We start from the raw sequence: 19,312 nt of genomic DNA, 5'->3' as shown, positions 1-19,312 counted from the left end.
TGCCGATCCCAATCATCATTCTGATTATGCTTCTTGCGCGGTAGGGGGTGAAAATGGGAACCGTGGTTTCATCGACAGACATCACGCCGGTCACTGAGTCGTCCTCATCGGCCGTCAGCTGGGGGCCGATCGTCGCGGGCGCTTTCGCGGCCTCGACGCTGACGGTTATTCTGATGCTGGTCGGCTCCGGTCTAGGACTGACCATGGTTTCGCCCTGGACCGGAGCGAGCGCTTCGACCACGACCTTCGCGGTTTCGGCGGCTGCCTGGCTTGTCGTCGTTCAATGGCTATCAGCTGGCTTAGGCGGCTATCTCACCGGCCGGCTGCGCACCAAGTGGGTAAATGTCCACACCGACGAAGTCTTTTTTCGTGACACCGCGCACGGTTTCCTTGCGTGGGCGCTGGCAACATTGCTTGTTGCCGGCGTGCTGGGCTCGGCTCTTTCGGCGGCGCTGGGCACGGGTGTGCAGGCTGCATCCTCCGTGGCGTCAGGCGCCGCGACGGGGGCAACGACAGCAGCCGCCAATGCGGCTACGACAGGTGCCCCACCTTCTGGCATCTGGACCGGCTATTTTGTGGATTCTCTGTTCCGCGCGGCGACCCCCGCCGCAGCGCCCGCCAATGAACAGAACGGCGCCACCGCTACGGAACAGGCGACGCGAATCCTGCTGGCGGGGGCGGCAAATGGCCAGATATCGCCTGAGGACAAGGCCTATCTGGCGCAACTCGTCGCCGCCCGCACAGGCCTGTCGGAGGCCGATGCGAAGGCTCGAGTGGATGCGGTGATCGCCAAAGTCGACGACACCAAGGCCAAGGCCAAGCAGGCGGCCGATACAGCAAGGAAAGCCACTGCGTCCTTCGCACTTATAGGCGCATTGTCGATGGTTGTCGGCGCCTTCATAGCCAGCGTTGCAGCAGTGTACGGTGGCAAGCAGCGCGACGAGGAGGAGGCCCTCGTTCTGACCCGTTGAAGTCCGGATCGCATCGGCCGGCGGCGGGTTTGGTGTCACGCCTCAATTTATGCCGGTCGAACCAATGAGGTGATCGAAGCCGAGGAGCAATGAGGCGACCTCACTGACGATGATCTTGATCGGATTGACGGGCCATCGCGACCTACTGCTGGGGCATGCCATCGCTCAGAACGGGCCAAGATTCAATTTGCCTAAAATACGCGACCGCGCTGGGTCAGTCGGCGCAGCGGCGACGATCGTGCCGTCTTGCTGGTCGCGCTCTCACGAGGGAAAAAACTCACGATCGAACGCACAGTCGGGTGATGATCGTGCGGCATCTCTCCGTCCCAGTGCTATGCGGCCTAGCGGTCGCGGGGTGTTCTGGCAGCAGGACGGACGGCAGGTGCCTGGTGGACGGGTTTCTCTTCCTGTCCACCTTGCGATCCTATCAGATTTTCCGCCTGGCCAGCAGCGTTGTGAGCCAGTCCGGATCCATTTCCGGTACGGACGACAAGAGCCTTTCGGTGTAAGCCGGATGCGGCGGCGTAAGAACTTCGCTCTTCATACCCTGCTCAACGACTTTGCCCTGGTGCATGACGACAATTTCGTCGGCTATCGCCCGTACGGTGGCAATGTCGTGAGTGATGAAGAGGTAGCTCATGCCGAAGTCCTTTTGCAGGCGCATGAGGAGCTTTAGAATTTCCTCCTGCACGATCTGGTCGAGCGCGGACGTAATCTCGTCGCAGATAATGAGATCCGGATCGGCCGCAAGCGCCCGGGCAATGCAAACGCGCTGTTTTTGGCCACCCGACAATTCGGCCGGCAGTCGGTCCAGGTAAGCTTCGCTCATCTCGACCATATGCATGAGTTCGCCGATCCGGCGATCCCGCTGCGCGCCGCTAAAGCCGAGGTAGAATTCAAGCGGTCGCGCTATGATGTCTTCGACCGTCTGGCGCGGATTTAACGCGTTGTCAGGCGTTTGATAAATCATCTGTATGCGGCGCAGGACCTCCTTCGGGCGCATCTTCAAGCTCTTTGAAAGGGGCTGGCCGGCAAAAGAGATCGACCCCGAAAGCGATGGCAGAAGGCCGGTGACGACCCGAGCGAGGGTCGACTTCCCGGAGCCGGACTCGCCGACCACAGCCACCGTTCTTTCGCGTGGAACTTTGATGCAGACATCCTGGAGCACTTTGACGGTTCGGGCATAGGCCGCGGTAACGTGGTCTATCGTCAGCAGATACTCTTCGGCCGCAACTTCGGGCTTCGCGAGCTTGCGCACAGCCCACAGTGTTTTGGTGTATTCCTGGGCAGGCGCAGCGAGCATCTGCCGTGTTTCAGCCTCCTCCACAGTGAGCCCGTCGCGCAAAACCATAATGCGGTGCGCCATTTGCGCTACCACCGCCAGGTCATGCGTCACGTAGATTGCGGCCGTATTGAATTCCTCCACGATGTTGCGAATGGAGGCAAGAACTTCGACCTGCGTCGTCACATCGAGCGCGGTCGTTGGCTCGTCGAACACTATGAGGTCCGGACGACAAGCCATAGCCATTGCGGTCATTGCTCTTTGCAACTGCCCGCCGGAGACCTGATGAGGATAGCGAAAGCCTATTGTCTCCGGGTCTGGGAGCTGAAGACGTCGATAAAGATCGACGGCGCTCCGGTTTGCCTCTTCCCGGCTGGCAATTCCATGCGCCACCGCAGTTTCGACGGTTTGTTCCAACAGCCGGTGGGCCGGGTTGAAAGAGGCCGCCGCGCTTTGCGCGACATAGGCGATGCGGGAGCCCCTGAGGCGACGGCGCACTGTTTCACTGACTGCCAGAAGATCAATCCCGTCGAACAGGATCGAGCCTTGTGTGATCCGGCAGCCCGGCTTGGCATAACCCATGGCGGCAAGGCCAATGGTGGACTTGCCGGCGCCTGACTCGCCGATCAGGCCCAGAACCTCCCCCCGCTTCAGCGTCAGATCGATCCCGCGCACAATGGGATGCCACCGCTCGTCCGAGAACCCCTCCACATGCAGATTGCGGATCTGCAGTAGATCCTTTCCTTTTTCGCGCGGACCTGGACCGCTATTTTTCATCCCGCAACCCGCTTGTTGCGTGCAGGAACCAGTCCACGACGAAATTGACTGACACCGTAAGGAGAGCGATCGCGCCGGCCGGAAGGAGCGGCGTGACGTCTCCGTAAGTGATCAGGGTTGCGTTCTCGCGCACCATCGAACCCCAATCGGCGGTCGGTGGCTGAATACCGACGCCGAGAAAGGACAGCGCCGCGATGGTGAGGAATACGAAGCAAAATCGCAAGCCGAACTCTGCGACCAGCGGCGGCATTACATTGGGAAGGATTTCCTTGGCGATGATCCACCTCGCGCCTTCGCCGCGCAATCGCGCCACCTCCACATATTCCATCACGGCCACGTTAAGCCCAACGGCGCGAGAAAGCCGAAAGACACGGGTGGAATCAAGAAGGGCAATGATCACAATCAGGCTGGTGATCGACGAGCCGAAGATCGACAGCAGCACCAGCGCGAAGATCAGACTTGGGATTGACATCAACACGTCCACCGCACGCGACAATATCTGGTCGAGCCATCCCCTGTGCAACGCGGCAAGAAGACCGAGCGAGACGCCAACCGCGAAGGACAGCAACGTGGTCGCGACTGCAATAGCGATGGTGTTGCGCGCACCGTAGATCAAGCGGGTGAGCATGTCGCGGCCGAGCTGATCGGTTCCCAATTTGAACTCCTGGCTCCACGGCGCGAAGGCTTCGCTGAAGACCTGAGTCTCCCCGTATGGCGCGATCCAATGCGCGAGGACCGCAACAAAAACGTAGCCGACGATCACGACGATCCCGAACCATGCGCTGAAGGGTGCCTTCTTCAGGGCCGTTTTCGCTCGGGTGGCACGCGAGCGCCTCAGCCTTTGAATCGCCGCGATAGGTTCGAAGCTGGTCATCGTGGATGCAAGAGCCTGGGGTTGGTGGCGATGGAGATAATATCGGCTATCAGATTGAGCAGGATGTAGGTCGCGGCGAAAATCAGGGCGCAGGCCTGAACGACCGGAACATCCCTGGATTTCACCGCATCAACCATCAACTGACCGATGCCGGGATACACGAACACGACCTCGACCACGACCACTCCAACGATGAGATACGCCAGATTGAAGGCCACCACGGTGACGATGGGAGCCCAGGCATTGGGCAGGGCATGCCTCAGCACGATCACCATCGGGGACATTCCCTTGAGGCGCGCCATATCGATGTAGGGGCTTGCCAGCATGTTGATGATGGCCGCTCGGGTCATGCGCATCATATGGGCCACGATGACGAGCGTAAGGGTGATTGCCGGCAGGGCCACTTTCCAGACGTGATCCCAAAACGGCGTCTGCTCGTTCACATTCGACAATGTCGGAAATTTGGGAACAGCATTGAGTGCCCAGCCCAGTGAGGCTGCCAGCCAATGTGGCAGCGATTGAGCGAAATCGGATCCGATGAACGTGTCGCGCGAGATGACCAGGTAGGCCAGCATATAGGCGACGAAAAACTCCGGGAACGAGATGGTTGTCAGCGTCACAGCATTCACCAGCCGGTCGAACCAGCCGTTGCGGTACAGAGCGGCAAGAATGCCAAGCCCCAGGGCCAGCGGGACTGCGACCAGCGCAGTCACCGCTGCGAGGAACATCGTATTGTATAGCCGTGGCGCGATGATCTCGGCCACGCTACGCCGGTATCCGGTGCGGCTCGCAAACGAGGAGCCGAAGTCACCGTGGAGCATCTGCGCGACCCAGACAAAATAGCGTTCGACAGGTGGACGATCGATGCCGATTTCTCGCTGGAATGCGGCGACCGTTTCGGACGTCGCCGATTGCCCGAGCGTGGCCTTGGCGAAGTCGCCGGGGAGCATCGCGATCGCAGAGAAGATAATGATGGACACGATGAACAAAGTAATCAGGCCGAGCCCAAGCCGCTCCAGAACTGTTCTTGCGACAGGGTTCATGGGCGTGCGTTTCCTGTTTGGGCGGCAGCCCTTGCAACAGCCAGGGAAGCCAACCGGAGCCTCACAGTCAACGCGGCTCCGGCCCGCCATCTCATGCAGTGGCGATCCACCAGCGTTCGGCCATTTTCAGTCCATCGTTCTCCCAATTGGGCGCCACTTCGCCGTGTGCGAGCTTTTTGGATTGAGCGCTGACGAAATTGTTGAAGACCAGCACGATGCTGCCGCCATCATCGTGGGTTAGCTGCTGCATCTCCGCATACATCGCCGCTCGCTTCACCTCGTCCGTCTCGGCGCGCGCTTGGACAAGCAATTCGTTGAAGTGGGGATTTTTCCAGAACGACTCATTCCAGCTGGAGTCCGCGGCGAAGGCTTGGGTGAACATCCAGTCGGCCGTCGCTCGACCGCTCCAATAGGAAGCGCACCAGGGTTTCTTGAGCCAGACATTGTCCCAATAAGCGTCCTCGGCCTCACGCACGACATTTACGTCGATGCCACATTGGGCTGCCGTCTCGCGAATGAGCGAAGCCGCGTCCACCGCGCCTGCAAAAGCGGCATCGGCGACCGAGAGATCCACTTTCAGGTTCTCCATTCCGGCCTTTTTCAGGTAGTGCTTGGCTTTTTCCGGATCAAAGCTGTGCTGCGGTTGCGGATCCTTGGCGAACTTGATCGCTGGCGCGATCGGGTTGTCGTTGGCCACGGTGGCGTGGCCGAGAAAGATCTTGTCGACGATCTCCTGACGATTGATCGCCCATTTCAGGGCCATTCGCACGTCCGGATTATCAAACGGCGCCATCGTGACATTCATCGGCAAGGTATAGTGACCGTAGCCAGTGACTTCAACGATTTCCACCTTGGGATTGCGTTTGAGCATGCCGAGAGTCTTCAAGTCGGCGCGGCCGATATAGTCCACCTCCCCCGTAGACAATGCCGCCATGCGAGCGGCAAGATCTGTAATGGCGATGAACTCCACCTCGTCGAGGTATGGTTTGCCGTTCTTGAAGTAGTTCGGATTGCGCTTGAGTTTGGCCGAAACGCCGGGCTGGAAGTTCTCGATTACGAAAGCGCCCGTGCGAACGCCTGAGGCCCAATCCGCCTTGCCGTCCTTGGCTGGCATGATGACCAGATGGTAGTCACTCATAATGTAAGGGAAATCGGCGTTGCCGCTCTTAAGCGTGAAGACCACCGTTTCCGGGCCGTCCGCCTTGATCTCGGCGACGGACTCCAACAGCGACTTCGCCGCCGATTTGGTGTCCTTGCCCATATGATATTGCAATGAGGTCACGACGTCATCCGCCGTCACGGTCTTGCCGTTGTGGAAGGTTGCGGCTTTGCGCAGCTTGAAGGCCCAGTTTTTGGCCCCATCCGAAGATTCGAAGCTCTCGGCGAGGTCCGGTTGGACATTGCCTTTGGCGTCGACCTCAGTGAGGCTGTTGGACAGCGAGCCCGAAAATGCGGTTTGTGTGAACGTATCGGGGTAGCCGGCCGGATCGATCGAATCCGTCGTCGCGCCGTGAGCCATGCCGAGCTTGGCGAACCCGCCCTGCATCGGTTCGGCCCGCGCCGTGCTCACGAACAGCTTGTCGGCGGCGGCGACGGTCAGGCCAGCGGCCAGGCCAAGATGAATGAAGTCGCGGCGGGAAACATTGCCGCCACCGATCAGGCTTCGAGCGATACCAAGCTTGTATTCAGATTCTGACATTCGACTCTCCCATTGCGGAGTTCTCCGCGTTATTTCTCGTCAAAACACCTGCAAATCTGCTAGTTTGCTGCGGCCACCTTTCCTTCGAATTTTCCAATCCCAATCGGTTTTGCGCCAATCAGGCCGTCACATAGATGCCGCCGGCCTCCACGGTGACTGGAAATGTGCGAGCGCGAACGGTCGGATCGACCAAGGCCTCACCTGACTTGATGTCGAATTCCCAGCCGTGCCAGGCACATCGGACGATCTCGTTTTCGCGATGATAGATGAATTGCGCCTGTTCGACGGGCGCGGTCGTTCCACACTGCGGTCCCTCGCAAAGTGGAGCGCCGCGGTGCGGACAAACATTCAGCAGCGCGTGGAATGAATCCCCGACGCGGAAAACGCCAACCGAAAGGCTGCGGATCTTGGCGATAAAGGGAGACCCGGATTCGATTTCGTCGACGCGGCAGATGTAGGTCTTTTCGGGCATCACATGGTTCCTCAGGCGGCATTCGCCGCTTGCGCGCGCGGGATGCGTTTGTAGACCTCCAGCGCATTCAGTCCCATGATCTTGCTCTTCCAGGCAGGAGGGATCTGCAGCGTGTTTGCATCGTCGTAATCCCAGTGGGGATAATCGGACGCAAACATCAGCGTATTTTCGCCGTCCATCGCCTCAAGCGTGGACCACAGATGCTGGATGTTTGCGGGCTGTTCCAGCGGCTGCGTGGAAAAGCGGATGTTGCGCCTGCAATATTCCGACGGCAGCATCTTCAGCCATGGCGTCTCCTTGCGCAGCGCTTTGTAGTCGGCGTCCAGGCGCCAGAGTACCGATGGGACCCAAGCGACGCCGCACTCGATGATCACGAAATAGAGGTCCGGCCATTTCTCGAAGACGCCATGCGCGATCATGCTGGCCACGTGCGAGATTGCCGACATGTGGAGGATAGCGTGGGTCTCCCAGAAGAACGTCGTTGGGGCAGGAGCGATGGCAGTTGAATTCACTCCGCCATGGCCGCCCAGATGGATGGCGAAGGGCAATCCTACTTCAGCGCAGGCTTCGTAAATCGGGTGGTAGAACGGGTCGCCATACGGCTTGACGGATCCTTGGGAAGCGAGCACCTGCACCATGCGCGGGTGATTGCCAAGGCGACGTATTTCGGCGGCGGCGAGCTTTGGATCTTGTGGCGCGATGATGATCGAGCCCATGAAACGGTCGTCCTTCGGCAGCCACTGATCGATTTGGTAGTCATTGTAGGCGCTGACCAAGGCGCTGGCATAATAGGGGTTGGCGAGGGTTGACGCCTCGATCGGCTCATCACCCGTCAGGATCGCCACGTCGATCTTGTACTTGTCGAGGTGCTTCTCTTTCATAATGAGATAGTTATCGGCTTCGGTTTTCGGACGGACGTCCTTGCGGGAGAAATCCTGCGGATGAAACCAGGGACGATGGCCGTGGGGGAAGGCCCCAACGGGACCTGTCTTCTCGCCTTCGACGAACATGTCCTTCCAGAGGCCGGAAAGGTAGGGCTGCAATACCGTGGCGCTTGACCAGTAATTATGACAATCGCAGTCGATTATAAACACTTTGTTCCGCTCCGTAGCCTCGTCCGGCGATGCTGCCGGATCGCTGACTGGTGCAGCTTCCGCCTTGGCTGTCGTTTGATCAAGCTTATGAAACGTGCCAATATGATCGAGTTTTTCGATCGAGGGTTCAATGCAGCTTGATCACATCGAAACCTTTCTCGATATCGTCGAGTCGAGAAATTTCAATCGGACCGCGGATCGGTTGGGCCTGACCCAATCGACGATCAGCACCCGCATCAAGAACCTGGAGAGCGCAATCGGGTCCGAACTGTTCCAGCGTGGACGCGCCGGGGCAGAGCCGACTGCCGCGGGACGCCGGTTCGAAGCTTACGCCAGGTCTCTGCTCTCGACCTGGTCGCAAGCTCGCCACGACGTACGCGCGTTCAACCGTTTCGAAGGCACCTTGCGCGTTGCCGCCCAAGTGGGCATGACCCGCTCAGTCCTACCCGGGTGGGTCGAGACACTGTGCCAGGTCCTTCCGAAGTCCTCGATTCATATCGAGTCGGATTACTCGAACCAGATGGTCAGCGACTTGAGCATGGGAAACCTGGATATCGCGGTGCTTTATGCCCCTCGGTACTTGCCCGAGATCGCCTACGAGCACCTGATGGTCGAGGAATATGTGATGGTTTCGACTGCCGCCAGAACGCTGTCGGATGTTGATCCTGACACCTACATCCGCCCAGGCTACACCGTTCTGCTGGAGAAAACGCACGCGGAGCTGCTGGCTCAATTGGCGATCTGTCGACTTTCGACCGGATCGGAAACGCTGGCGGAGATCATGCTTCGGCGAACGGGCGGCACTTGCTACATGCGTAGCGATGATGCGCGCCGGTTCACCGCCGAGCTTCCATCGTTCCTCGTTGAAGGAGCGCCGACGCTGCACCAGCCAGTTCACACGGCAATACTGGCACGTCGCAAACACGAACCGATCATTCGCAAAGGCATCCGAGCTCTCCATCTCGCCGTTATGTCGCTGGAAGTTTAATCGAAATTGCCGATCATAACGTTGGGTTTATACTGCTGTTTTATGGGATAAGAACTGGCATGTTCGCTCGACCGCAAAGCCGAGCCGAACAATGAACGCATACGCTTCCATCCAAGCATCCGATATCGTGCCCACGTCGCGTCAGCGGCAATGGACACAAAAGACGCGAGATGTTGTGCTCTGCCGTCGCGTAATCGACGAGACGCACGATGTGAAGACATTCGTTCTCACGTCTGCCGCAGATTGGATGTTCTGCTTCAGCGCCGGCCAGTATGTTCTCGTGCATCTCAGGATTAACGGTGCCGCGATGACGCGCTCCTACTCTGTATCATCACCGCCGACTCGACCGCTTGATCTTCAGATCACGGTGAAACGAAAGCCAGGCGGGCTTGCTTCCAACTGGCTCCATGACAATGTGAGGCCAGGCAGCGAGATCGAGATCGAAGGGCCGCTCGGCTCGTTTAATCTTGATGAGTTGCCGGCTCAGAAACCCGTTTTCCTTTCGGGCGGTAGCGGCGTGACTCCGGTTATGTCCATGCTGCGTGCACTTACCGATCGCGCGGATGACAGGGAGATCCGCTTCATTCACAGTGCGAGAACGCCAGGCGACATCGTCTTCCGATCGGAACTGGAAGCACTTGCCGCTCGCTTTCCCAACGTTCAAGTGACTTTGATTTGCAGTCAGGGAGGTCCCGCTTGGACGGGTTCAACCGGCCGAATTGGTGGTCGGATGCTGCTGAGCCTGGTTCCCGATCTCCACAAGCGCACCGTTTTTGCCTGTGGGCCCGAAGGATACATGAAGACGGCACGCGCCTGTCTTGACGCAATTGGCCTCCCGCCGGCCCAGTATCACGAGGAGAGTTTCGGAGGCAGCAACGGTTCGCGTTCGGAAATGGGTTCAGCGGTTCCGTCTTCGGTCCGTTTCGCCCGCTCGGGCCTGGAGTATCAATGCACGCCCGGAGAGACCCTGCTGGAGGCGGCACGGAATTGTGGCATCTACATCCCGACCGCTTGCCAGCAGGGCGTTTGCGGAACGTGCCGAATAGCCAAACTATCCGGCGAAGTTGCGATGGACGACCTAGGCGGACTGAACGCTGAAGAGAAGTCGGCCGGCTATGTCCTGGCATGTTGCAGCCGCCCACAAGGAACGGTTTTGCTCGACATTTAACTGAGTGTCATCGAGCATTGAAGATGTCGGCCGAGGCACGCATTGGCATCCATGGTGCTTCAAAACAAGAAACCGCCGCTGTCGTCGAGGTGGGCGTCGGGCCGCCCCCTCTCTGCCTCAGTTTCCGGTTTGCCAACCGCGCACCTGTGGACGCGAGTGTCAGATCGAGGGCAGTCCACGGGAGCGCCTGAATGTCCGCTTCTTACAACCCGCACTCGAAGCTGCCAGTCCGTTTGTGACGTCGGCGTGTCCGCCGCGCAGCTCCCGTGTTTAGCGGAGCGGCGGACACATGACGGTGCTCAGGCGGCCAAGGCCCTCAGGCTCTCCTTCTTGTGCTCACGCAGATGATCCATGTTGAGATAGCGGGTCGCCTCGAGCCAGTTCTCGTGGATCTCGACCGCCAGCGCCCGAACCAGCCGCAGGCAACTCTGCGGGTTGGGGAAGATGCGCACGACCAGGGTGCGCCGTTTGATCTCCTGGTTCAGCCGCTCCAGCATGTTGGTCGATTTCATGTGCTTATGATGGGCAAGCGGCAGCCGATAGAAGCTCAGCGTCTCCTCGATGTTGTCCTCCACCCAGTTGACCAGCTTCGGATATTTGGCCTGCCATTTGGCAATCCGCCCTGAGCCCCAAATGGTCGTCGGAGACGACGAACTCGACGCCGGCGAGCCCGCGATTCTTAAGCCCTGTCACGAACTCGCGCCAACTCGAATGGCTCTCCCGGTTGGCCAGCTCCACCCTCATTGGCGAGGAGCGGTATCCGTATTCCTCCATGAAAGGGGCATGGAGACCAGCCTTGAACTGAACCGCCCCATGAAATCGTGCATTCAGATCGCGCGCGAACAGCTCGCCCTGCTCGAAACGGCCGAACAGCTAGAGATTGAGGGCTTCAAGGAATTAGTCGAGGGCAGTTCTCTCATTACCGACGAGCTCTACCGACGGGCGACCACCAACTGCTATATTCATGCCGATGAAGCGCGCAGGCTGGGTATCGTCGCCGACGTGCTTGGATAGGACGGTTCACCGCTTATGGAGACGCCGAACGGCTCGGCGTACGCATGTCGAAATTGTCGGATCTTGCGGAGGCATTCCTAAGAGGTCGACCGCTTCAGCAGTGAGACGCCATCATCAGCCCCATTGCTACGGCTTCTCCGGACGTCCCATTTGTCACGCGTGAGCTTGTTCGTTCCCGATCGAAATACACCCCAAGGAACAATCAACCCGCAACTCCGTTGGACAGATTGCGTCAGGAGAATGCTGTTGCGACATATGATGTTGGGAGCTCTGGCCGGCCTTGCGGCATCGGTGGCGATGACCAGTGCCATGCGGCGATCCCGTGGGTTGCTGAACGAGACGAGTCGCTACCCGTTGCCGCCCCGCGAAATTGTCGATCGCCTGAACTTCGGGGGCGATGAAGGGCAGGCGCGAGCGAATACTCTGTTGGCTCACTTCGGCTTCGGCGCCATGACTGGCGCTGTTTTCGCCATTTTGCCTCGGCGTCGCGGCAGCGGCACACTCTTTGGCCTCGGCGTGTGGGCGGCCAGTTATCTGGGTTGGATTCCTGCAGCGCGAATTCTTGCCCCCGCATGGCGTCATCCTGCAGGGAGGAATCTGCTGATGATCGCTGCGCACATGGTGTGGGGTACCGTGCTCGCGAAATCGCTCAGCGAGTTGGAAGCCGCCGAAGCCGAAGCGTTCGGCAGGCCTTCGGACGCCGAACTGTCAGTCTTGGAAAGGCGAGAGAGAGGACCTGGTCGATGAAGCCGGTCCCGTTTTGGCTCGATCGAGAGCCCGAGATTTCATTCGGCGCCTTGCAGGGCAACCATGACTTCGAAGTCGTAATCGTCGGCGCGGGCATCGTGGGCCTGCACACTGCCTGTCGGCTGCGTAGCTCGGGTCTGAAGGTCGCGGTTCTTGAGGCGCGCCAGATCGGCCAGCAGGCCACCGGCCGCTCGACCGCCAAGGTCACATCCCAGCATGGGCTCAAATACGCTTCCCTCCTTCGCAATTTCGGCCGCGAAGGCGCGAAGCTTTACGCCGACGCGAATGAAAAGGCCAAGGAGGAAATCGCTGCACAGTGCTCCCTTATGGTGGATAAGGCCGAGCTGGAAGCCAAATCTGCCTTCATCTATGCTGAAGACGAACAACAGGCGGATAGGTTACGCCGTGAGGCCGACGCCGCCGCATCGCTTGGATTGCCCGCCGAATTCCTGTCCGATGCGGAGCTGCCCGTGAGGGCGACGGCAGCGCTCCGTTTTTCGGGCCAATATCAATTCGACCCGTATCTTTATATTTGCGGGCTGGCCCGCCTGGTGAGCGAGAGCACCATTTCCGTTTTCGAGAACAGCCGCGTTGTTGAGATTGCAGGCGACGGGCCTTATCAGTTGACTCTGGCTGGCGGTATTTTGACCGCCGGTAAGGTCATCGTCACCACGCAGATGCCCATCATCGGAGACGGACTCTTCTTTGCCAAGGCCTTCCCATTTGCGCATCCGGTCGCGGCAGCATCACTGGCCGAACATGCAACAGTGGACGGCATGTTCATCAGCGCCGGCAGCCCGTCTCATTCGTTTCGCACAGCGAACCGTGACGGCAAGCGCTTTCTTGTGGCCGCCGGCGGCGAATTCAAGACCGGAGACCGCGAGGCTGCGGATCGCGCCGTCGCTGACATGCTGGCCTTCCTCGAGACAACATTCGCTATTAACCAACCGTCGCACCTTTGGATAAACGAAGATTTCCGGTCGGTGGACGGAATGGCCTTCGTCGGCGTGGCGAGTTCTTCAAAACCGGACCTTCTCGTCGCCACCGGTTTCGACGCCTGGGGCATCACACAAGGCGCCGTCGCAGGGGAAATCCTTGCGTCGCAGCTTCTCGGCCAACCCCATCCTGCGGCCGAGATCTTCGACGCGACCCGTATCAAGCCGCTCGCCGGCGGGCCGACGTTCATATCGGAGAACGTCAAGACGGCTACTCATCTGGTGGCCGAACGGCTCCTGGGTTCAAGAACGGTGGATATCAACAAGATCGCCCTGGGAGAAGGCGGTGTGGTCGAGCACGACGGAGAGCAACTGGCGATCAGGAAGGCGTGGGACGGTACGGTCACCGCCCGCTCCGCAATCTGTACGCATCTCGGCTGCGTCGTCGGGTGGAACCCGGTCGACCGGACGTGGGACTGCTCATGCCATGGGTCCCGCTTCGATGAAGCTGGTGAGGTTCTTTCCGGCCCCGCAACGAGACCGCTCGAGCCGCGGGCGTCGCCAAATGCCGGGCACGCGGAATGAGGGTCCTGGTCACCGGCGCGTCGGGTCTGATCGGAGCCGCGCTTTGCGCGCGCCTGGCGGCCGAGGGACATGACGTCGTTCGTGTGCTCCATCGCCCCAGTGTTGGCCCGTTCACAGGGCCCACTCCCATCCTGCTAGACATGGCAAATGCGCTGCGGGCGCAGGACTGGATCCATCATCTTGCCGGTGTCGATGCCGTTGTGAACTGCGCCGGCGTTCTGCAGGACAGCCTTCGTGAGAATACCCAGAACGTCCATGCAGGCGGCGCCTCGGCACTCTTTGCCGCGTGTGAACAGGCACGAGTGAAAAAGGTCATCCACTTCTCGGCTATCGGCGTCGATCGCCAGCAGCCATCCGCTTTCTCCGCCAGCAAGCTTGCTGGCGATGAGGCCATGATGGCGCGCGATATCGACTGGGTCATTCTGCGCCCTTCGGTTGTGTTGGGGAGGCCGGCGTTCGGCGCAAGCGCGCTTTTTCGTGGTCTCGCTGCTTTGCCACTATTGCCTGTGATGCCCGACGCTGGTCGTCTTCAGGTCGTACAGCTAGACGACGTGATCTCCACCGTTCTCTTCTTTCTCAGGCCCGACAGCCCAACGCGCCTCACTCTGGAGCTGGCTGGGCCTGAAGCGCTTTCTATGAACGAGGTCGTTGCCTGCTACCGCCATTGGTTCGGATGGGACAGCGCCCGGGAATTCATCCTGCCCAATTGGGCCGCAGCAATCCTATACCGGGTTGGGGATGCGGCGGCTCAGCTCGGCTGGCGTCCGCCGATGCGCAGCAATGCCGCAAAGGAGATCGCGCGGGGCGCGGTCGGTGATCCCCAGCCGTGGATAGCGGCGACCGGCATTCAACCGTCAAGTCTTGCAACCGCACTCAGCCTTCATCCTGCCACGGTGCAGGAACGATGGTTCGCTGGTCTCTACCTCGTCAAGCCGGCGATCTTCGTCGTGCTACCCTTCTTCTGGATCATGACCGGCATCATTTCCCTCACCACCGGCTGGCGCAGCGGAGTTGAGTTGCTGATTGACACAGCAGTCGGCGCGCTGGCCGGACCGGCCGTCGTCGCCGGGGCGCTGGCAGACATGATCGTCGGCGTGCTGATCGCCTGGCGCCCGACCAGCCGGCTTGGTCTCTTCGGTGCAATCGCGGTGTCGCTTTTCTATGCGACCGCTGGGAGCATTCTGCGGCCGGAGCTCTGGAACGACCCGCTCGGCCCGCTGATGAAGATCCTGCCGATTTTGGTTCTGCATTTTGTCGCGCTGGCGATCCTGGAGGAACGCTGATGGTCTATTTCGTGCTCAAGTATCTGCATGTCATCGGTGCGGCTGTGCTGTTGGGGACTGGCGCCGGCATTGCCTTTTTCATGCTCGTGGCACACCGGACCGGTAACGCCGGGACCATCGCGGCTGTCGCCCGCATCGTCGTACTCGCCGACTTTCTGTTCACGGCTACGGCCGTTATCGCGCAACCTGTGACCGGGATAGCTCTCGCCCAGTATGCGGGGTATTCGCTTGCTGAAGGATGGATCGTTCTTTCGATCCTGCTCTATCTTGCCATCGGCCTGCTCTGGCTGCCCGTGGTGTGGATGCAGATCGAGATGCGCAATCTCGCCATAAAGGCCGCGACGTCCAATCAACCCCCGCCTGAGCGTTACAGTCAGTTGTTCAGGCTCTGGTTTGCCTTCGGCTTTCCAGCCTTTGCGGCTGTGCTCGCCATCTTCTGGCTGATGATTGCGCGCCCGCCAATCGAGTGGCTGGCCTTGTAGCCCCGTCGCCGCTTTACCGCGGCAACCGACCTCACCCAATGTCGTTGCGCATGTCAGGGGAAACTCCGGCCTGATCACCGCTCTCTCGTAAGTTCGGCGAAATCAACTCTCGGCAACCAGCACGCCTTGCGCATCGCTGCTCCTACTGCCCATCCTATCGTGCTTCGCCGCGCGGCAACGCGTCCTGCCACAGATCCTCGGTCGATCGTCGACATTCAGCGGCAACGGCATCCAGGCTCGGATACGCAGTCCACCCACCGAGCGAAGCCGTCCCTTGGCCTGATATTCCAGAGTGTATAGCTGTTCGGCCGGCGACCCCGTCAGTTGTGGCTACGCCGCTCAGTTTGGTCCATCCCGAACTGAGCGACCTGGACCATCATCACCTTTGCCTTTGCGACGAGTTCATCATCCGTAAGCGTCTGATCGGCCTGCAGTGTGACGGTGATGCACTCGCCTCCCTCCCCGCGAAATTCGACGACCGGAGCCTGGTCCCGGCTGACGACAGCTTCTATCATCTGCATAGAAAATCCTCCTGCCATTGTGGGAATGGCGACCAGTTGGGAGCAAGACCGAAGCTCCACCATCCCTGTTTTAGTGATGACGTCTGGCTAATCCTTGACATAGGCTCCAGGCCGACGGCCGCCCCTCGGCGCCTTGGCGTCTTTTGAGTGCTCCGCAGCCGCTGGACCTGCGCCGGAGATTTTCTCCGTGGCTGGCGAAGGTGTGGCTTTCTTTGAACTGGTGCTGCCGCCGGATTTTTTGGGGGCGGATGACATGCCAACCGGAGAATTGTCTGTAGAGGTCATGGCTTGATCCCGAACGCTGCAAAACTCCATAGGTAACCTGGGACATGGCTTGAAGTTCCATGCGCCTGCATTTCGCGAAGGAGCAAAGGTTCAGCGCACGTATGGCTATGTTTCCGAATATGGAGGCTCTGCCGAGGGCCCTGGACATTGTGGACGTTTGGCGATGAACGCAAAGCGGCAGATGTCTTGATGCGATTCCAGACGAGAACGCCGAGCGAGCTCTTGAGCCTTCTCAGGGCGCCTCAGCAACGGGTTGAGTTCGCGAAACGGACGGCAAAACGCGAAGCTGCTCGGCAAAGACATAGCTTCGCGGGGCACGTGCTGCGCGGGACGCAGGCGATGCCGACGCGAAACAGTGACGATCTCCGCCAACGGCGCAGTCGTCTACAGAGATGCTTCCGCAACTCCAGACTGCCGGCGATCCCCGGGTGAAGGGCGGCACGGACCGGCAAGAGACCGCCAACGCAGGCCGCGGCGGCTCTGACATCTGTTCTGCGACCCGGCCGTTCAGGAACAATACCTGCGTTTGCAAGCTTGAACGGGATCGCTGACTGCGATGGCACAGTCGCTGAGCGGCATCATCGCTGGCGACGAGGTCATGAAGGGATCGCTTGCAAGCTATACGTTCGAGTATATGGAAATCGCCTCCTACACGATCCTTATCGTCGCTGCGAAATCGCTCGATGAAACGGAAGGCGCGCATGTTTGCGAGGAGAACCTGCGCGAGGAAGTCGCGATGGCGGACTGGCTGAAAAACCATCTTCCCGCGACAACCAAGCAGTTCTTTACTCGGGCTGATACAGAGAGCGAGAACGCCAAGCGTTGATCTACCGCCGAGGTTGCTTCGATCGGCTGACGGAGCGCGACCGGCCAGTATGGTGCGGCGGGACCTACCTGCCGCGCTGAGCGGGTTGAACAGGATTGGGAGATCTATGACGGCAGGACGATCCATGGGAGCAGATGCTACCCCATGCATGAATGTCGACAACGCGCCGCGCCAGATCGCCTGCGCCGTCAACTTGCTTCGGCGATCTTGCTGAGAAAAGCTGCCAAGCTCTGCTGCGGATCCTCATCGTCCCCAGCCACGACGTTGAGCCCCCAGCGTCCGAGGACCGCCTCCTGAACCACGTTCGGGCCCGGCATGAACACGATGACTTTGGACGGTCCCGCTCGTAACCCGATAGGCGCCAGGTCTGCCACAGACGGTGCAGCAGCAGACGGATGTNCCCAGCCACGACGTTGAGCCCCCAGCGTCCGAGGACCGCCTCCTGAACCACGTTCGGGCCCGGCATGAACACGAATGACTTTGGACGGTCCCGCTCGTAACCCGATAGGCGCCAGGTCTGCCACAGACGGTGCAGCAGCAGACGGATGTTCATATCCGACATGCTGTAGCCGATGAACAGGATGGTGCGCCCCAGTGCATCTGCCCGGAATTTCACATCAAGTGGTGAGTCGAAGGAAAGCCGGTCAAAATAGTCCGTCTCTGCCAACACAAGGGAAGTGTCGTCGTCAAAATCGCCATGGTATTTGATGATCTGTGTCAGGTCGCCGTTGACTTTGGCGATGTCTTTCGCGTTGGCGATTTTGACGAACGGCCGGCCATAGATCTCGAAAGCAGCTTCCAGGTTTCGATCGTAATTGGTGGTGTAGATGATCGGGAAATCGAGCGACACGATCAGCTTGTGGATCTCCGATCGCTTTACCTTGTCCCGAGAAACGCTCCACTCGCGGTCCATCCAGCTGCGCAGGGGGCCGATGCTGCCATGCTTGAGGCGGTAGTATTCGGCAAGCGCCTGGTAGGTCGTGTCAGGCATGCCGACCGTCTGGTCGTCCAGGCCGAGATCATCTGCCATGTGCTCGATGAGTTTTCTCCACGGTGGCAAGCCGACGCTCATCGACACTCCAGCGCCAACAAACAGCATGGCTCTCCGCTTTTTCAGCGACCGCGCAATTTGTTCGAACACCGACTGCATGCCAGCAAACTGGCGAATGCCTCTTCTGTTCCAACCATTGNAGCGACCGCGCAATTTGTTCGAACACCGACTGCATGCCAGCAAACTGGCGAATGCCTCTTCTGTTCCAACCATTGCTGCACGAACGGTAGGTGGGGCCGCTGTCGTCCTCCGGACGGTGCCCGCAAGCGCGCGAAGAACAACATTTTTTCGCCCCAATGGCACTTCCGCCCGTCTCAAGCGTTAGAGAGTGTTCAACTAACGTTAGAGACAATGGATTATCGTCCAACCCTGTCACTGGCCTTAAGTCTGTTCCTGCTGGCGATAGGCGACGCGGGGCAAACGGCCTCGGCGCAAGCACCCTGCCTCGCCGACCACGACAAGCTGCTGACGGCCCTTAAGGCGAGCGTCAAGGCCAGCGGCGGGCCCGGCAATGGCGGCTTCGATACCAATGAATGGGCCGCAGTTGTGGCACGTGACGGAACGGTCTGCGCCATCGCTTTCAGCGGCCCCACCGCCGACGCGCAATGGCCCGGCAGCCGGCTGATCGCAGCCGAAAAGGCCAGCACGGCCAACGGGCTCAGCCTTCCCCAGATGGCATTGTCGACGGCAAATCTTTATGCGCCGGTCCAACCGGGCGGTCCGCTGTTTGGGCTGCAGGCCACCAATCCGGTCAACCAGGCGATCGCCTATACAGGCGACCCGTCGACGTTCGGCAGCGCCGGTGACCCGCTGATGGGAAAGCCCATCGGCGGGGTTGTCGTGTTTGGTGGCGGCCTGGCGCTGTATGATGGGAAGGGCATCGTCGGCGGACTGGGCGTCAGCGGCGATTCCTCCTGTGCCGACCACAATGTCGCCTGGCGCGTGCGCGCGGCCCTTGCGCTGGACAAAGTACCGGCCGGTGTCAATCCAAACCGCAAGGACGCCATCATCTACGATCTCGATCCCGGTGGAAAGAGCGCTTCGGGCTGGGGTCATCCATTATGCGCGGGAACCGAAGCCGACGTCGCCGCAGAGCTTGGTGCCGGCGTCGGCGGTTCGCTACACAAATGACGCAGCTTGCGTCGATGCGGGGCAAAACCGCTAAAGCGGGGAGAGCGATGCGGGCAACAGAACGCGGTTCCAGATTCAGTCTTG

The 19,312-nt window shown here is 59.8% G+C and carries 17 protein-coding genes and 2 pseudogenes; 10 read left to right on the top strand and 9 right to left on the bottom strand.

What is annotated here, in order from left to right:
- Positions 1-53 precede the first annotated feature (53 nt).
- The gene (locus X744_RS160210; protein ID WP_023758506.1) at positions 54-971 is read left to right on the top strand and encodes a membrane protein; all 918 of its coding nucleotides are present in this window, start codon (positions 54-56) and stop codon (positions 969-971) included.
- Between the two features lie 427 nt (positions 972-1,398).
- Here X744_RS160210 and X744_RS160215 read toward each other — a convergent pair whose 3' ends face one another.
- From X744_RS160215 to X744_RS160240, 6 genes are all read right to left on the bottom strand, one after another.
- Positions 1,399-3,030, bottom strand: coding sequence for an ABC transporter ATP-binding protein (locus X744_RS160215; RefSeq protein WP_023758504.1), 1,632 nt, complete (start codon positions 3,028-3,030; stop codon positions 1,399-1,401).
- Complete coding sequence (locus tag X744_RS160220) at positions 3,020-3,904, bottom strand: ABC transporter permease (RefSeq protein WP_031259927.1); 885 nt, start codon at positions 3,902-3,904, stop codon at positions 3,020-3,022. The genes X744_RS160215 and X744_RS160220 overlap by 11 nt, the downstream gene beginning before the upstream one ends.
- Positions 3,901-4,947, bottom strand: a complete 1,047-nt coding sequence (locus X744_RS160225) for an ABC transporter permease (RefSeq protein ID WP_023758502.1) — start codon at positions 4,945-4,947, stop codon at positions 3,901-3,903. Before X744_RS160225 ends, X744_RS160220 begins: the two co-directional genes overlap by 4 nt.
- 91 nt (positions 4,948-5,038) lie before the next feature.
- Positions 5,039-6,646 carry an ABC transporter substrate-binding protein gene (locus X744_RS160230; RefSeq protein WP_023758501.1) on the bottom strand — a complete coding sequence of 536 codons (1,608 nt, stop codon included), beginning with the start codon at positions 6,644-6,646 and terminating at the stop codon, positions 5,039-5,041.
- Positions 6,647-6,764: 118 nt separating this feature from the next.
- Positions 6,765-7,118: a Rieske (2Fe-2S) protein gene (locus X744_RS160235; protein WP_023758500.1), complete on the bottom strand. Its 354-nt coding sequence runs from the start codon at positions 7,116-7,118 to the stop codon at positions 6,765-6,767.
- Between the two features lie 11 nt (positions 7,119-7,129).
- Positions 7,130-8,212, bottom strand: a complete 1,083-nt coding sequence (locus X744_RS160240; RefSeq protein WP_031259925.1) for an amidohydrolase family protein — start codon at positions 8,210-8,212, stop codon at positions 7,130-7,132.
- A gap of 130 nt (positions 8,213-8,342) precedes the next feature.
- Between X744_RS160240 and X744_RS160245 the strand changes: the two genes are divergently transcribed.
- Together X744_RS160245 and X744_RS160250 are read left to right on the top strand one after the other, a co-directional pair.
- The gene (locus X744_RS160245) at positions 8,343-9,200 is read left to right on the top strand and encodes a LysR family transcriptional regulator (protein ID WP_023758498.1); all 858 of its coding nucleotides are present in this window, start codon (positions 8,343-8,345) and stop codon (positions 9,198-9,200) included.
- Positions 9,201-9,291: 91 nt separating this feature from the next.
- Positions 9,292-10,368: a hybrid-cluster NAD(P)-dependent oxidoreductase gene (locus X744_RS160250; RefSeq protein ID WP_031259923.1), complete on the top strand. Its 1,077-nt coding sequence runs from the start codon at positions 9,292-9,294 to the stop codon at positions 10,366-10,368.
- A 299-nt stretch (positions 10,369-10,667) separates the two neighbouring features.
- On the opposite strand, the pseudogene X744_RS1000000171795 reads toward X744_RS160250, so the two are convergent.
- Positions 10,668-11,112, bottom strand: a pseudogene (locus tag X744_RS1000000171795) (transposase); the annotation flags it as partial.
- Positions 11,113-11,151: 39 nt separating this feature from the next.
- On the opposite strand from X744_RS1000000171795, the gene X744_RS1000000171790 reads away from it, so the two are divergent.
- The 5 genes from X744_RS1000000171790 (at position 11,152) to X744_RS160270 (ending at position 15,414) form a co-directional block, all read left to right on the top strand.
- The gene (locus X744_RS1000000171790; protein ID WP_084025303.1) at positions 11,152-11,382 is read left to right on the top strand and encodes a hypothetical protein; all 231 of its coding nucleotides are present in this window, start codon (positions 11,152-11,154) and stop codon (positions 11,380-11,382) included.
- 246 nt (positions 11,383-11,628) lie between these two features.
- A complete protein-coding gene (locus X744_RS160255) occupies positions 11,629-12,129 on the top strand; it encodes a hypothetical protein (protein ID WP_198032200.1) in 501 nt (166 codons plus the stop codon).
- The gene (locus tag X744_RS160260) at positions 12,126-13,649 is read left to right on the top strand and encodes an FAD-dependent oxidoreductase (protein ID WP_023758493.1); all 1,524 of its coding nucleotides are present in this window, start codon (positions 12,126-12,128) and stop codon (positions 13,647-13,649) included. The genes X744_RS160255 and X744_RS160260 overlap by 4 nt, the downstream gene beginning before the upstream one ends.
- Positions 13,646-14,932, top strand: coding sequence for an SDR family oxidoreductase (locus tag X744_RS160265; RefSeq protein ID WP_023758492.1), 1,287 nt, complete (start codon positions 13,646-13,648; stop codon positions 14,930-14,932). The genes X744_RS160260 and X744_RS160265 overlap by 4 nt, the downstream gene beginning before the upstream one ends.
- On the top strand, positions 14,932-15,414 hold the full coding sequence (locus tag X744_RS160270) for a DUF2269 domain-containing protein (protein WP_023758491.1): 483 nt from the start codon (positions 14,932-14,934) through the stop codon (positions 15,412-15,414). The genes X744_RS160265 and X744_RS160270 overlap by 1 nt, the downstream gene beginning before the upstream one ends.
- 320 nt (positions 15,415-15,734) lie before the next feature.
- On the opposite strand, the gene X744_RS160275 is transcribed toward X744_RS160270, so the two are convergent.
- Entirely contained in the window at positions 15,735-15,935 is a 201-nt protein-coding gene (locus tag X744_RS160275; protein ID WP_023758490.1) for a hypothetical protein, read from the bottom strand.
- Positions 15,936-16,776: 841 nt separating this feature from the next.
- Here X744_RS160275 and X744_RS1000000173520 point away from each other — a divergent pair.
- Positions 16,777-17,046 (top strand): DUF892 family protein, encoded by a 270-nt coding sequence (locus X744_RS1000000173520; RefSeq protein ID WP_050589503.1) that lies wholly within the window; start codon positions 16,777-16,779, stop codon positions 17,044-17,046.
- Between the two features lie 188 nt (positions 17,047-17,234).
- On the opposite strand, the pseudogene X744_RS0136410 reads toward X744_RS1000000173520, so the two are convergent.
- Positions 17,235-18,196 (bottom strand): annotated as a pseudogene (locus X744_RS0136410) (SIR2 family protein).
- Positions 18,197-18,448: 252 nt separating this feature from the next.
- Between X744_RS0136410 and X744_RS160280 the strand changes: the two are divergent.
- Positions 18,449-19,228 (top strand): heme-binding protein, encoded by a 780-nt coding sequence (locus X744_RS160280; RefSeq protein ID WP_023758487.1) that lies wholly within the window; start codon positions 18,449-18,451, stop codon positions 19,226-19,228.
- Positions 19,229-19,312 lie beyond the last annotated feature (84 nt).

The organism is Mesorhizobium sp. LNHC252B00 (assembly GCF_000502955.1).
Classification (GTDB): domain Bacteria; phylum Pseudomonadota; class Alphaproteobacteria; order Rhizobiales; family Rhizobiaceae; genus Mesorhizobium.
The sequence above is the reverse complement of the archived record's forward strand: the minus strand, read 5'-3'. Positions and strand labels throughout refer to the sequence as shown.

What these genes read in the sequence shown, in the direction of transcription:
- X744_RS160210 (WP_023758506.1), top strand. Translation starts at nt 54, where the DNA reads ATGGGAACCGTGGTTTCATCGACAGACATCACGCCGGTCACTGAGTCG.
- X744_RS160215 (WP_023758504.1), bottom strand. Translation starts at nt 3,030, where the DNA reads ATGAAAAATAGCGGTCCAGGTCCGCGCGAAAAAGGAAAGGATCTACTG.
- X744_RS160220 (WP_031259927.1), bottom strand. Translation starts at nt 3,904, where the DNA reads ATGACCAGCTTCGAACCTATCGCGGCGATTCAAAGGCTGAGGCGCTCG.
- X744_RS160225 (WP_023758502.1), bottom strand. Translation starts at nt 4,947, where the DNA reads ATGAACCCTGTCGCAAGAACAGTTCTGGAGCGGCTTGGGCTCGGCCTG.
- X744_RS160230 (WP_023758501.1), bottom strand. Translation starts at nt 6,646, where the DNA reads ATGTCAGAATCTGAATACAAGCTTGGTATCGCTCGAAGCCTGATCGGT.
- X744_RS160235 (WP_023758500.1), bottom strand. Translation starts at nt 7,118, where the DNA reads ATGCCCGAAAAGACCTACATCTGCCGCGTCGACGAAATCGAATCCGGG.
- X744_RS160245 (WP_023758498.1), top strand. Translation starts at nt 8,343, where the DNA reads ATGCAGCTTGATCACATCGAAACCTTTCTCGATATCGTCGAGTCGAGA.
- X744_RS160250 (WP_031259923.1), top strand. Translation starts at nt 9,292, where the DNA reads ATGAACGCATACGCTTCCATCCAAGCATCCGATATCGTGCCCACGTCG.
- X744_RS1000000171790 (WP_084025303.1), top strand. Translation starts at nt 11,152, where the DNA reads ATGGAGACCAGCCTTGAACTGAACCGCCCCATGAAATCGTGCATTCAG.
- X744_RS160260 (WP_023758493.1), top strand. Translation starts at nt 12,126, where the DNA reads ATGAAGCCGGTCCCGTTTTGGCTCGATCGAGAGCCCGAGATTTCATTC.
- X744_RS160265 (WP_023758492.1), top strand. Translation starts at nt 13,646, where the DNA reads ATGAGGGTCCTGGTCACCGGCGCGTCGGGTCTGATCGGAGCCGCGCTT.
- X744_RS160270 (WP_023758491.1), top strand. Translation starts at nt 14,932, where the DNA reads ATGGTCTATTTCGTGCTCAAGTATCTGCATGTCATCGGTGCGGCTGTG.
- X744_RS160275 (WP_023758490.1), bottom strand. Translation starts at nt 15,935, where the DNA reads ATGCAGATGATAGAAGCTGTCGTCAGCCGGGACCAGGCTCCGGTCGTC.
- X744_RS1000000173520 (WP_050589503.1), top strand. Translation starts at nt 16,777, where the DNA reads ATGGCACAGTCGCTGAGCGGCATCATCGCTGGCGACGAGGTCATGAAG.
- X744_RS160280 (WP_023758487.1), top strand. Translation starts at nt 18,449, where the DNA reads ATGGATTATCGTCCAACCCTGTCACTGGCCTTAAGTCTGTTCCTGCTG.